This is a genomic window from Anaerostipes sp., from assembly GCF_018381315.1.
Taxonomy (GTDB): domain Bacteria; phylum Bacillota; class Clostridia; order Lachnospirales; family Lachnospiraceae; genus Anaerostipes.
This window is the reverse complement of the sequence record NZ_JAGZSD010000001.1, coordinates 241,780-254,692: the sequence shown is the minus strand read 5'-3', so window position 1 is coordinate 254,692 and position 12,913 is coordinate 241,780. Positions and strand designations below refer to the sequence as shown.

Below are 12,913 nucleotides of genomic sequence, written 5' to 3'. Positions count from 1 at the left end.
ATTCCGGTGCCGGTCATCTGTTCCGGCGTCACGGCATTCCCCTCCTGATTCAGATCCCCGGATACTGCAACCCTGGCTTTGGAGTTCCTGTAGCAGCCACTTATTGTTCCCCCTTCTTGACGGGATACCAGTCCTCCTGCGTTCAGAGCTGATACGTCTCCCACAGCATAACTGTTCTCTATCACAGAAGAATCATCTTTGTTCTCTCCTGCCAGCCCTCCGCCGTAGGAAGCTCCTGATACACTTCCCGCAGCACAGCTGTTTTTGATCTGTGCCTTTTGGTTATTTGATCCGACAAGGCCTCCTCCGTATGCAGTCGTTGTATCAGAATTAAGGGACGAAACATTGCCCGTGGCACAGCTTTCCTCAATCTTTCCTGTTGCATATATATTCTCTCCTGTCAATCCTCCTGCATAGGAAACAGACTTATTCGTACCTGAATAATCGATTGCCGCAGCTACATTTCCTGTGGCGAGACAGCTCTTAAGCGGTCCATAATTTTCAGCCACCAGTCCTCCTGCAAGTACCTTTGTACTATTAAAGGTATAAGAAGATATATCTCCCGCTGCATAACTTTTTTCAATCGTCCCCCTGCTGTTATAAGCTGTCAAACCTCCGGCGATAGATAATACTTCAGACCATACAGCCACATCTCCCGTGGCACGGCAGTTCCTTATGATCCCCCCGTTGTTATATCCCGTCAGGCCTCCTCCCCAGGAATTAGACATTGAAGTATCCGTATTATAACAAAATACTTCTGCTGATGAACCGCTGTTTTCTATTGTTCCGTCATTATGCCCTGCCAGGCCTCCTATGGATGGTAAACCACGGCCCGTGCTTGCTGCCACAATCCCCGAAAAGTAACAATTATTAACTGTTCCTTTAGAGTTTTTTCCTACAAGGCCTCCTGCATTTGGAAAACTCACTTCATGTTTAGAAATCACACATCCTTTTTCAATATTCAAATTTTTAATACTCTCTTCCGAAACAGATCCAAAAAATCCAGAATAATCTTGATCGCTGCTCTCGCTTAAAACAACCATACCTTTCAATTTTTTATTGTTTCCGTCAAAGCTCCCTTTAAAAGGGTTCTTCCAAGTCCCAACAGGATTCCATACATTTGAGATTTTTTGTGCTGCCTGTCCGGATAGATTTCCGATAACCAGTTTATATTTATTTCCGGATACAATTTTCTGCACGGAAGGCATGTCCCCTTTCAGATCCATGTCCTTCATCAATTTTATATACTTTCCTTCAAAACTTTTTCCGTCATTCACCGCTTTTGCAAAAGCAGCCAGTTCGCCTTCATTGGAGATGACCAACGGCTGCGCTGATGAAGTATAGTTTGTCCCATACTCTGAATCTATTTTTTTGTAGAAGTTCTGATCATATTTCCCAGAGTCTGAGTATGAATCTTTTACCTCTGCATTCACTTCAATTTCTGTCAGATACCTGGCTTCCTTCTGTGCGGCCCGGACCTTCTTCAGCGGTTCCTTCCACCCCCCCCCGATTCCCAGACACAGAGATATACAGACGGCCAATATTGACTGAAACTTTTGTATTTTTCTCATAACGCTTCCTCCTTTTTTGCTGAACTGCTGTATGAAATGAAAAAACAGAAAGCCATATCAGCTTCCTGTTTTTCGGGGTCTCTCATCCCCTGTTTCTATTATACTATAACTTTGTGTATAAAAGCTCGAAGGTTGCCAATTTGCAACCTTATTTTTTCTTCTGAAAACAGTATCCTCTTCCTCTCTCCGAAGTGATCGTATAACCGCTTCCCTCCAGCTTTTTTCTGAGCCGGGATACCACTGTTTTCACTGCCCCCGCGTCACCCAGCTCGGGCAGTTTCCACACTGTTTCATAGAGCTGTTTTGATGAAATATCATCTCCTTCGTTGCGGATCAGATACAGCAGCACAGCGTACTCCCGCGGCTTAAGCAGAATGTCTTCCCCATGGAGAAATGCCTTCTGAGCCACTGTGTCCAGCACAAGCGGGCCCCTTTTTAGTTCAGAAGACACAAATGTCGTCTCCCTCCTTTGAAGCAGAGCCGCGATCCGGGCCAGAAGTTCTGTAATCCGGTATGGTTTTGTCATATAATCATCTGCACCGCCGGTCAGCCCCTGTACCATGTCCTCATAATTTCGTCTGCTCGTCAGCATAAGAACCGGAGCTGATGTAAATTCCCTAAGTTCTGGTATGAAACTCAGGCCATTGCCGTCCGGAAGAAGGATATCCATCACCACAATGTCAATGGCCGGATGTTCTTTCAATATCATCCGTGCAGATGTCAGATCTTCTGCAGTCAGCACCGTGCCGCCTCCCCGCACCAGTACCGACCGGTTCAGCTCCATCACATGCTCATTATCTTCTACCATCAGTATGACTGGATTCTCTCTGTTCATTCTGCCGCCTCCTTCTCCATAACCGGAACAGTGAACCTCACCTCAGTCCCCAAACCAGGTTCACTCTTGGCCGTAATTCTGCCTCCGTGTGCCTCAACAATCTGCGCACAAATATACAGCCCCAGTCCATTGCCGCCCGCTGCTCTGTTTTGAGGATACCTCTGGAACAGATCAGAAAGCAGATCAGGGCGGATTCCCTCCCCGCTGTCTTTCACTGTCACTTCCACGGCACAGTCTACTGCCTTTGCAGATAAAATGACACTCCCTCGCTCTGTGTGCTTCACTGCATTGGACACCAGATTCAGCAGTACCTGTAACAGGCGCTCTCTGTCACCGTATACGTCCGGCAGTCCGGAAGGTACTTCCACAGACACAGTATTGCGGCGGCTGTCCATCACCGGAAAATGTACACAGGCCGCCGTGTCTATAAGCTCTGCCATATCCATGGCCTGACGGTGCAGAATGAAACTTCCGTTTTCTATGGCGGCGGCATCCAGAAGCTGCAGCACCAGCCGTTCCATTCTTCCGGCCTCGCCGTCCACCCGTCTCATATTGTCCGTCACAGCTGCCCTGTCGATCTCACTGTCCTCCATCATACTTCCTGTGAGCTGGGCAAAACCGGATATAACCGTAATCGGTGCCTGAAGTTCATGGGAAAGATTGTGCAGAAATTCTTCCTTCATGTCTGCTAAATCCTGTACGCGGGCCAGTGCCTCTTCCTTTGCCGCCTGCTCTCTGGCATGCCGCAGACAGATCACCAGGATAACACAGGTAACTGCACTGCAGATACCAAGAAGTGTACGGATTACTACATAACTCAGGCGCTGGGCATTCAGAATTCCAGGGGTAGCCACAGCAATCAGCAGATAGTACAGAAGCATCGGCACCCATGCAATATTCCAGACTTTTGTCCCGCTGACATCCATCACCGGCTCCAGATCCCGGCGCAGAAAACGTATAATAAAAGGATAAACTGCCGGATAAAACAGCAGCGTCGCTATATTGGCTGTCAGCAGGCCGCCGCCCAAATGCTCCATAGTAAAATGGGAAATTCCAATACTGACCGTCATCAGGTTATATGACATCAGATATACGAAAAAGTGTTTGACAAACCTATCCTGGATAATAATGCAGGACAGCGGGAAAAAAATCAGGATAGCAATGCTGCAGTACAAGTTCATGGAATAGTTCGGCGAGTATCCAAATATCATAAGGCTTAATGCGATTCCTCCCCATACAGCAGCTGTGATGGCAGCAAGAGCCCATATAGGAATCTTAAGCTTCTTTCGGAACGGAAAGTAACGCAGCAGCATGGGGCCTACAAACTGCAGTACGCACCAGAACCATTCCATCCACATCTCTGTACTTCCTGTTTTCATATCCTGCCCCCTTTTTCACTGTTCTGCCGATTTTCTCTCTAATATTATACCTTGTATCTTTTTTTCTGCATAGAAAAAAATCCATGGACAGTATATATGTTACACATCCATGGATTTATTCTTTTTATGAAATTATATGCTGCTTCTTATTCGTCTGCTTTTCCTTCAGAACCGAATAATTTGATCTTGGTGATCACCATGTCTTTGATTGCATCTGTACCAGGAGCAAGTAATTTACGAGGGTCAAATCCCTTTCCTTCCTGATCCTTGCCGGCTTCAATATATCCGCGTGTAGCTTCAGCAAATGCTAACTGGCACTCTGTGTTGACATTGATCTTAGCAACTCCGAGAGAGATCGCCTGTTTGATCATGTCATCAGGGATTCCTGTACCGCCGTGCAGAACTAACGGCATGTCCCCTGTCAGCTTCTGGATTGCATCTAATGTCTCAAAGCTTAAGCCTTCCCAGTTTTCCGGATATTTTCCGTGAATATTTCCGATTCCTGCTGCAAGCATTGTGACACCTAAGTCAGCAACTGCTTTACACTCTTCAGGATCCGCACACTCACCTTTTCCGATGACACCGTCTTCTTCTCCGCCGATAGAACCTACTTCAGCTTCGATGGACATTCCTTTTCCTCTTGTTACTTTCACAAGTTCTGTAGTCTTTTCTACATTCTCTTCGATCGGATAGTGTGATCCGTCAAACATAACAGATGAAAATCCTGCTTCGATACATGCCTTGCATCCTTCGTAAGAACCATGGTCTAAGTGAAGGGCAACCGGTACAGAAATATTTAATCCTTCTAACATTCCGTTTACCATTCCAACCACTGTCTTATATCCTGTCATATATTTTCCAGCGCCTTCAGAAACACCTAAGATCACCGGAGATCTTGTCTCTTCTGCTGCCAATAAGATTGCTTTTGTCCACTCCAGATTGTTGATGTTAAACTGACCGACAGCATACTGTCCGGCTTTTGCCTTAGTCAACATCTCTTTTGCTGATACTAACATGATAAATCCTCCATAATTCTTTTACATGAATTGTTATTTTTTTCACATCACACTTATTATATCCTATTTGCCCAAGTTGCGCAAGTCACAGGGCTTCCAAAAAAAACAGCTGTTTCCGCAGAAATTTACTGCATTATTCCTGCCGGTTCTTTTCCTGTTTCCAATCCCGGTCCTGTATTCCTTAAATCCGTATAAGCAGCATATAAATGATAGTTCCGCCTGCAATGCTGAGCAGAGTATTCCGCTTCCAAATATGCAGGAATACAACGGCTGCCCCGGCTGCAAGACTATACAGTTTTTCTGCGGCCGGCTGTACGGCCAGTTCTTTAAAGCAGTACACAACCAATGCGGCGATGATAGCCGCCGGAAGTACTTTGCCCAGGTATCCGATCATTTTAGGCATACCCTTTTTCCCTCCGAATAATGCAAAAGGAAGAATCCTGGTAAAAAGAGTGACACCTGCCACCACTGCCATGATGCATATTTTGTAAACAGTATCGTTCAAGATCTTTTCCTCTCCTCTCTGATAAAACCAAGGCACATCAGTGCTGCAATCATAAGCAGCGCAGGCAGCAGAAACCGGTCAGGCCCCAGCAGGACTAAAAAGAAAGATGCCGCAGCCAGTCCCGCTATAGCCGGGCTGTGCTCTTTTGAACTCTTCCACTGGTCCAGAAAGATCACCAGAAATAATGCGGTCATAGAAAATTCGATCCCCTTGAAATCAAATGGGAGCAGCCCTCCGGCCAGAGCCCCGATGAAAGAGCCCGCTGCCCAATAGCACTGATCCAGAGCCGCAATCCAGAATAAAATTCTGGGCTCCTGCTCTACCCTTTCTTCCTCACATGAACAAAGAACAGAGTAGGTCTCATCGGTCAGAGAAAACACCATATAAGGGTAATATATCCCCATTTTTTTAAATCGTTCTACAAAAGACAGGCCATAAAAGATATGCCTTCCATTGATAAACAGAGTGGTCAGCGCTGCAAGTCCCAGAGGAGCTCCGGCTGTCAGAAAAGATACTAAAACAAACTGCATGGATCCGGCATAGATAAACAGGCTGGCTGCCAGTGTCCAAAGAGGCCCGTATCCTGCCTTTTCCATGAGGATCCCAAAGGCAATCCCCAAAAATATGTATCCGAAAAAGACCGGAATGGATTTTGCTGCAGCATATTTGAAATTTTCTTTTGTCTTATGCCTGATATCATTCACTGGTACTTCTCCTAATCAGCCCTAAATTATTTTTTCAAGTATCGCCACCGACGCCATGGCGTCCTCGGCGTAATAATCTGCTCCGATATTCTTCGCAATATCTTCTGTGAGCACAGCTCCTCCTACCCAGATCGGGCAGGTACACTGTTCTTCCCTGAGTCTCTGAATCGTCATCTCCATGGAAAGCACCGTTGTAGTCATAAGAGCACTCAGCCCGATTGCCTTGGGGCGGTACTTGTGCCATGCCTCCACCACTTTTTCAACCTTTACGTCCTTGCCCAGATCAATAATCCGGTACCCATAGCTCTCCAATACCACTTTTACAATATTTTTACCGATGTCGTGGATATCTCCCTCCACGGTAGCCATCACCACCGGCCCTTTTTCTTCTTCTGCACCGGTACTGAAGCACTGCTTAACCACCTCAAACGCCTTTTTTGTAGTCTCTGCCGACTGGATCAGCTGCGGAAGAAAGATCTTTCCGGTTTCATAGTCCTTTCCAACCACATTCAGGGCAGGAATGATAACCTCATTGATCAGTTCCAGGGCTTCTTTCTTCTCAAGCTGTTCTCTGGTCTTGGCTTCCACCTCATCTTTCAGCCCATGGATGATAATATCATGCAGGGAAAACTCTGTCTTAGCCTGTGTCTTTTCCTGGACTGCATCGGACTGGCTCCGGATGTAATCTTCACTGTCGATATCTTTATAAAACAGCACATGGAATGCATCAATGGTTCCCATCAGTTCCCTGTCCAGAGGATTGATGATCGGAAGATCCAGCCCTGCCTGCATGGCCAGCGCAAGAAATGTGCGGTTTAAGAGCGGGCGGTTCGGCAGGCCGAAGGATACATTGGAAACACCCAGAACCGTATGGACTCCCAGTTCCTTTACCATCTCGATGGCCCTTAATGTCTCTTTGACTTCTTTTTGCTGGGCGGAAGCCGTCAGTGTCAGACAGTCGATAATAATATCTTCTTTTCCGATGCCGTACTCCGCCGCTTTTGCAATGATCTTTTTGGCAATGGCAAATCTTTCTTTTGCTTTTAAAGGAATCCCCTCATCCAAAGTCAGTCCGATCACCACGCCCCCGTATTTTTTTACGATCGGAAAAATTGCTTCCATGACTTCATCTTTACCGTTGACAGAATTAATCAGCGGTTTGCCGTTATAATACCTGCACGCCTGTTCAATAGCGTCGGCACTGGAGCTGTCAATCTGCAGAGGAAGCGTAATTACTTCCTGAAGCAGTTTTACCACATGCTTCATAGTGGCAGGTTCATCAATGCCCGGAAGGCCCACATTTACATCCAGCACATCAGCTCCGGCTTCATCCTGTTTAATAGCCTCTGTCACCAGCTCATCATACCGTTCTTCTTTCAGGGCAAGTTTCAGCTTTTTCTTTCCGGTCGGATTCAGGCGTTCTCCGCAGACAATAACACGGTCTCCAAAGGTAACTGTTTTTGTCTGACTGGATACTCTCGTTTTCTTTTTAATCTCTCTCGGGGATGCCTTTCTTGGGGCCTGCGCTTTTAATTTCCGGATAAATTCCGGGGTGGTGCCGCAGCACCCGCCTGCGATGGAAACACCGTCCTTCAAGTATCCCTGCATCAGCTCTGCATATTCACCGCTGGTCACATGGTAATGAGTCTCCCCGTGTTCCAGGCACGGAAGTCCTGCATTCGGCTGAATCATCACAGGTACGGAGGATACACTCAGTATCTGCTCTATGATCGGACCGAGCTCCGCAGGTCCGAGGGAGCAGTTGACACCCAGCACATCTGCCTTCAGGCCCTGCACTGTGTTCACAAAAGTGACAGGATCATTTCCGGATAAAGTACGCCCGTTCTGCTCAAAGGTCATCGTCACAAAAACCGGAAGGGATGTATTTTCTTTTACCGCCAGAATACCGGCCTTCACCTCATACAGATCACTCATCGTCTCAAACAGGACTGCATCCACGTCATCTTTTACTGTTTCTACCTGTGACAGGATCATATTGTACGCTTCATCAAACGTAAGTGTCCCCATTGGCTCCAACAGCTGTCCGATAGGTCCGATATCCAAAACAACATAGGCATCCTGTTCCCGCCCTGCGTTCTTTCTTGCCTCTTTTGCATTGGCCACAGCAGCTCTCAGCATGTCCTTATAGCTGTATTTCGACTCCTGCATCTTCAGTTCATTGCATCCAAAGGTATTGGTTGTAATAAAATCCGCACCTGCATGCAGATATTTTTCATGGATGGATCTGATCAGCTCCGGCCGCTCTATATTTAATTCTTCAGGGATATCACCGGCTTTCAGCCCTGCATCCTGCAGCTGAGTTCCCATGGCCCCGTCAAATATCAATAAGTCTTTTCCGATTCTGTCTAATAGCATCTTTGGCCTCTCTTTCTAAACGGGCAGTCTTCCTTCATCACACACTGTCCGCACTGTTTCTTTCTCTCCGGCGCTCCGATTCCGATGACCCCAAGCATGGACTTTTGGGGGATCATCAGATTATCCGGGGTAAGTGTGATCCCAAGATTTTTTCCGATATCAAGGACTCTTGCGATCTCCCGGTTAAATGAAAGCGGAATATCTCCATATCCGGGACAAAGGCGGTAAGTCCTGTTCGGATATCCCAGCCCTTCTTCATACTCATCGCAGTATTCTTCCAGATAAGCGCTGCTCACTGCATCCATGACAGCCGCTCTGGTCATATTGCTCTTTTCGTAATATTTAATCCTGCGCTCCAGCATAACGCCAAGAGTGACTCCGATGAGAAGACAATGGCTGCACTGAGAAAATGCATCTTTTATCTGTTCTCCCGGAAGAAACAGATCAAGCTCTTTGATTCTGAGCGGATGTTCATCCAATTCAAATCTGCGCGTGACAGCCTTGGGCTGGGAGACCTGCTTTACTTCCTGTATACAATCTTCCAGAAGAATATGCAGTTCTTCTGTGATCTCCTGTCCTGTATGTCCCAGATATTTCAGCGCTGTCTCTTTAATCATGGTTCAGCTCTTTTAAAACTGTCGGGATATTTGCAAAAATCCTCTGTGCGATCTCCGGTTTGTTCATCGTATAAATATGGATGCCGTCCACCCCGTTTGTAATCAGATCTATGATCTGGTGGGCAGCATAATTGATCCCAATCTCTTTCATAGCCTCCGGATAATTATAATAAGTTTCGATCATTGTGGAAAGCTGAAACGGAATGGAACAGCCGCAGAGCTTGGCCGTGCGCAGAAGAGATTTAGCATTGGTGACAGGCATAATCCCTGCAAGAATCGGAACAGTGATCCCTATCTTCCTCGCCTCCTTCACCAGACGGTAGTAATAGCTGTTGTCAAAAAATATCTGGGTGATCAGATACTCTGCCCCCGCGTCCACTTTCTTTTTCAGCGCCTCCAGGTCATCCCGGAAACAGTCAGCTTCCTGATGGACCTCAGGATAGCATGCACCGGAAAGACAGAAGGAATCTCCGAAATTCTCCCTTATAAATTCATTCAGTTCACTGGCATAGTGAAATTCCAGATTCATATCCCGGTATTTTTCCTCTTCCCCCGCCGGATAGTCCCCTCTCAGCGATAAAATATTGTCTACATTATGTTCCTTAAGAGCCCTGCACTCTGTAAGGATATCTTCTTTTGCTGAGGTAATGCAGCTCAGATGGGCTACAGACTCAATTTGATATTGATTCTTTATAGCGGATGCAATCTCCACGGTTTTTCCCTTGGAAGACCCGCCGGCCCCATATGTAACACTGATAAAATCAGGATTGAGTTTGGCAAGTTCTTCAATCGTATAGTAGATGGAAGAAATATCCCCTTCTTTATTCTTAGGCGGGAATACCTCAAAGGAAATGGTGGCTTTTTCTTTTAATAGTTCTGATATCTTCATCTGTTTCTCCTTTATTCCTGTAATACATTAAAGCAATTTTATCATGTTAGATTTTCCCTGTCTATATAGAAAAAACAGCGTCCGGCAGGCTTTCATAAGCCTGGCCGGATGCTGTCTGCTCAGAGAGACTCTATTTTTTGACTGCCTTAAATGCCTCACTTAAATCTTCCAAAATATCGTCTATATTCTCTGTTCCGATAGAAAGCCTTATGGTATTCGGCTTTAATCCCTGTTCATTCAGTTCTTCCTCATTCAGCTGCGAATGAGTTGTAGATGCCGGATGAATGGCCAGAGACTTCACATCAGCTACATTGGCAAGCAGCGAAAAGATCTCCAGATTGTCTATAAATGCTTTGGCTGTCTGTGCATCCCCCTTGATCTCAAATGTAAAGATCGATCCTCCCCCGTTTGGAAAATACTTTTGATACAATGCTTTCTGCTCTGCATCTCCGGTTACGGACGGGTGATGCACTGCTTCCACCTGAGGATGCCCATTCAAAAATGCGACTGTTTTCAGCGCATTCTGCACATGCCTTTCTACTCTCAGAGACAATGTCTCCAGCCCCTGCAGGAACAAAAATGCGTGGAACGGCGACAATGCCGCTCCCATATCCCTCAGAAGGACCGCCCGTATCCTTGTGACAAACGCTGTTTTTCCGGCAGCCTGGGTAAAGCTGATGCCGTGATAGCTTGCATTGGGTTCTGTCAGGGACGGGAACTTTCCGGATGCCTCCCAGTCAAAATTTCCGCTGTCAACGATGACCCCTCCGATTGCGGTGCCGTGGCCGCCGATAAACTTCGTCGCAGAATGCACGACGATATCAGCTCCGAACTCAATGGGACGTATCAGATAAGGTGTTCCGAACGTATTGTCAATAACCAGAGGAATCTTATGGCTGTGGGCGATCTTGGCAAGCTTTTCAATGTCCGCCACATCTGAGTGCGGGTTACCCAGGGTTTCAATAAACACAGCCTTTGTATTTTCCTTAATAGCTGCTTCCACTGCCCCTTCCTCAAAAATATCCACAAACGTTGTCTCTACCCCGAATTCCGGCAGTGTATGAGCCAAAAGATTGTAACTTCCCCCATAAATATTTTTTGCCGCAACGATATGGTCTCCGCTGTGGGCAAGGTTCTGAAAAGTATATGTAATAGCCGCCGCACCGGATGCCGTGGCAAGTGCCGCCGTTCCTCCCTCTAAAGCGGCCACACGCTTTTCAAACACATCCTGTGTGGGATTTGTGAGCCTTCCATAAATATTCCCCGCATCACTCAGATTGAATCTTGCCTCCGCATGTTCACTGCTGTGGAACACATAGGAAGACGTCTGATAAATTGGAACAGCCCTGGCGTCCGTTGCGGGATCCGCCTGTTCCTGTCCGACGTGCAGCTGTAATGTCTCAAATTTTAAATTTCTTTCATTTCTGGATTTTTTCTGATACATGGCGCTTCTCCTTATTTCCTATATGATTACTATGAATTATTGTGTTGTATTATATAGATAATTCCATAGAAAGTCAATAGGAAATTGGAATATTCTTCATTTTCCTGTATCAGGACTGCACGGACTTATCAGCCCTGCTGCCTCAGATAAACCAAACTCCACCATGCGGTCCCTCACAAAATCAAGAATATGGCAAAAACAATGTGACATATGCTCTCCAAACTCTGCCGCACTTCCGCATTCCAATTTTTCAAGAGCTGCCAGACTCTTGGCTGCGAGCAGATCGGAGCCTGATATTCCGCCGAAAAAAGAAAAATAATATCCCCAGTGCAGCAGCTTTCCTGTCTCCTTCAGAATGCTCTTTAACGGAGAAAGCTCCAGATGACCGGTCACACAGCGGACCAGCCCGTCGAGCAGAATATAATCAGGATTTTTTGTGTGTTCCTTAAGTTCCTGTATCTTATGTTCCCCGATCTTGTCAAAAGCCATGGCTGCAGCCGGTTTTATTGCGATTGCCATAAGCTGAAGTCCGCTCAGATAGATCATCGTATCCCGTCTGAAGGTTTTGTTCTTCAGACACTGCACAGCCGCATCTTCATCCTGCAGGAGGACCTTCGTCCCTTTTGCATTCATCGTCCGGCCGAATCCCAGATCATTCAGCATGAAAAGTGCATTCCTGACCGTTGAAACACAGACGCCGTACTGCCTGGCCAGCTGTGACTCTGACGGAAGAAAGGATCCTTCTTTGTAACTGCCTGTACCAATTTTATCTATGAGATCACGGGCAATCTGCATATAATAATGGTCTCTCCCGCATTCAGCTGTCCAACAGTAAGCGCAGGATGGATTTTCGGTTATCTCCCCATAATCCCCGGACAGTTCCTCCATAAATTGGCACACAGCCGGAACCACAGAATGAAACATTCTGCGGAACCTCGAAACAATTTCTGACGGTTCATGTTCTGTAAACGCTTCCAGCACCCATTGAATACTGTGAAATTCATTATATTCCAGCACCAACTCTGCAAAATGATCATAATTTTGAAAAAACGGCATTCTGGCATATATTTCAAGACTGGCAAATAAGTCACGGAACAACAGATTTTTTGAATGATCCAGCAGTTCATAGATACAGCTGACACAAATACGCCCCAGTTCTTGCGGACTTCGTTTTTTAGACCACAGATTCCCGGCGAACATCTGGCTCAGCTCATTTTTGCTGTACCTCCGGGCACAGAATGACAGCAGAGGCGGCACAAGAACCAGAATCGTCTGATAGACCGCAATGATGGAGGATTTCCTCCCCAGCACAGACCGGACTGCTGTATCCTTTCCTGCCTGCCGGTAGACGACGACTGCGGCCTTTCTTTCCTCTGTCCGGATATAGCCTTCTTCTCTCAAAAGGTGCAGCACATCCTTCACCGTGCGGATACCCACATGATAAAATTCAGACAGACTGTTCATGGACGGAAGCTTTTCCCCATACTGCAGACGCCCGGAAAGAATCTGCTCTTTTAAATTCCCGTATACATAGTCAAACAAGGTCTGCTTTTGTTTCATACATTCTGCCTCCCCTT

At 46.5% G+C, this 12,913-nt stretch carries 11 protein-coding genes; all 11 read right to left on the bottom strand.

Annotated features, from left to right (window positions below; all coding sequences use genetic code 11):
* On the bottom strand, positions 1 to 1,571 hold a 1,571-nt coding region (locus KH180_RS01300; RefSeq protein WP_330624256.1), incomplete at its 3' end, for a GLUG motif-containing protein.
* A gap of 148 nt (positions 1,572 to 1,719) precedes the next feature.
* The gene (locus KH180_RS01295; protein ID WP_290755625.1) at positions 1,720 to 2,406 is read right to left on the bottom strand and encodes a response regulator transcription factor; all 687 of its coding nucleotides are present in this window, start codon (positions 2,404 to 2,406) and stop codon (positions 1,720 to 1,722) included.
* Positions 2,403 to 3,785, bottom strand: a complete 1,383-nt coding sequence (locus KH180_RS01290; protein WP_290755624.1) for a sensor histidine kinase — start codon at positions 3,783 to 3,785, stop codon at positions 2,403 to 2,405. The genes KH180_RS01295 and KH180_RS01290 overlap by 4 nt, the downstream gene beginning before the upstream one ends.
* 146 nt (positions 3,786 to 3,931) lie before the next feature.
* Positions 3,932 to 4,801 (bottom strand): class II fructose-1,6-bisphosphate aldolase, encoded by an 870-nt coding sequence (gene fba, locus KH180_RS01285; RefSeq protein WP_290755623.1) that lies wholly within the window; start codon positions 4,799 to 4,801, stop codon positions 3,932 to 3,934.
* Positions 4,802 to 4,982: 181 nt separating this feature from the next.
* Positions 4,983 to 5,306 (bottom strand): branched-chain amino acid transporter permease, encoded by a 324-nt coding sequence (locus KH180_RS01280; protein ID WP_330624254.1) that lies wholly within the window; start codon positions 5,304 to 5,306, stop codon positions 4,983 to 4,985.
* Positions 5,303 to 6,010: an AzlC family ABC transporter permease gene (locus KH180_RS01275; RefSeq protein WP_290755622.1), complete on the bottom strand. Its 708-nt coding sequence runs from the start codon at positions 6,008 to 6,010 to the stop codon at positions 5,303 to 5,305. Before KH180_RS01275 ends, KH180_RS01280 begins: the two co-directional genes overlap by 4 nt.
* Positions 6,011 to 6,031: 21 nt before the next feature.
* On the bottom strand, positions 6,032 to 8,386 hold the full coding sequence (locus KH180_RS01270) for a homocysteine S-methyltransferase family protein (RefSeq protein ID WP_290755620.1): 2,355 nt from the start codon (positions 8,384 to 8,386) through the stop codon (positions 6,032 to 6,034).
* Positions 8,377 to 9,003, bottom strand: coding sequence for a vitamin B12 dependent-methionine synthase activation domain-containing protein (locus KH180_RS01265; protein WP_290755618.1), 627 nt, complete (start codon positions 9,001 to 9,003; stop codon positions 8,377 to 8,379). Before KH180_RS01265 ends, KH180_RS01270 begins: the two co-directional genes overlap by 10 nt.
* Positions 8,996 to 9,892 (bottom strand): methylenetetrahydrofolate reductase [NAD(P)H], encoded by an 897-nt coding sequence (gene metF / locus KH180_RS01260; protein ID WP_290755616.1) that lies wholly within the window; start codon positions 9,890 to 9,892, stop codon positions 8,996 to 8,998. The genes KH180_RS01265 and metF overlap by 8 nt, the downstream gene beginning before the upstream one ends.
* Positions 9,893 to 10,022: 130 nt before the next feature.
* Complete coding sequence (locus tag KH180_RS01255; protein WP_290755614.1) at positions 10,023 to 11,336, bottom strand: O-acetylhomoserine aminocarboxypropyltransferase/cysteine synthase family protein; 1,314 nt, start codon at positions 11,334 to 11,336, stop codon at positions 10,023 to 10,025.
* 96 nt (positions 11,337 to 11,432) lie between these two features.
* Positions 11,433 to 12,896, bottom strand: a complete 1,464-nt coding sequence (locus KH180_RS01250) for a GntR family transcriptional regulator (RefSeq protein ID WP_290755612.1) — start codon at positions 12,894 to 12,896, stop codon at positions 11,433 to 11,435.
* Positions 12,897 to 12,913 lie beyond the last annotated feature (17 nt).

Excerpts from the sequence above, each read along its gene's own strand:
- metF (WP_290755616.1), bottom strand. The coding sequence starts at position 9,892 with ATGAAGATATCAGAACTATTAAAAGAAAAAGCCACCATTTCCTTTGAG.
- KH180_RS01295 (WP_290755625.1), bottom strand. The coding sequence starts at position 2,406 with ATGAACAGAGAGAATCCAGTCATACTGATGGTAGAAGATAATGAGCAT.
- KH180_RS01290 (WP_290755624.1), bottom strand. The coding sequence starts at position 3,785 with ATGAAAACAGGAAGTACAGAGATGTGGATGGAATGGTTCTGGTGCGTA.
- fba (WP_290755623.1), bottom strand. The coding sequence starts at position 4,801 with ATGTTAGTATCAGCAAAAGAGATGTTGACTAAGGCAAAAGCCGGACAG.
- KH180_RS01265 (WP_290755618.1), bottom strand. The coding sequence starts at position 9,003 with ATGATTAAAGAGACAGCGCTGAAATATCTGGGACATACAGGACAGGAG.
- KH180_RS01250 (WP_290755612.1), bottom strand. The coding sequence starts at position 12,896 with ATGAAACAAAAGCAGACCTTGTTTGACTATGTATACGGGAATTTAAAA.
- KH180_RS01270 (WP_290755620.1), bottom strand. The coding sequence starts at position 8,386 with ATGCTATTAGACAGAATCGGAAAAGACTTATTGATATTTGACGGGGCC.
- KH180_RS01255 (WP_290755614.1), bottom strand. The coding sequence starts at position 11,336 with ATGTATCAGAAAAAATCCAGAAATGAAAGAAATTTAAAATTTGAGACA.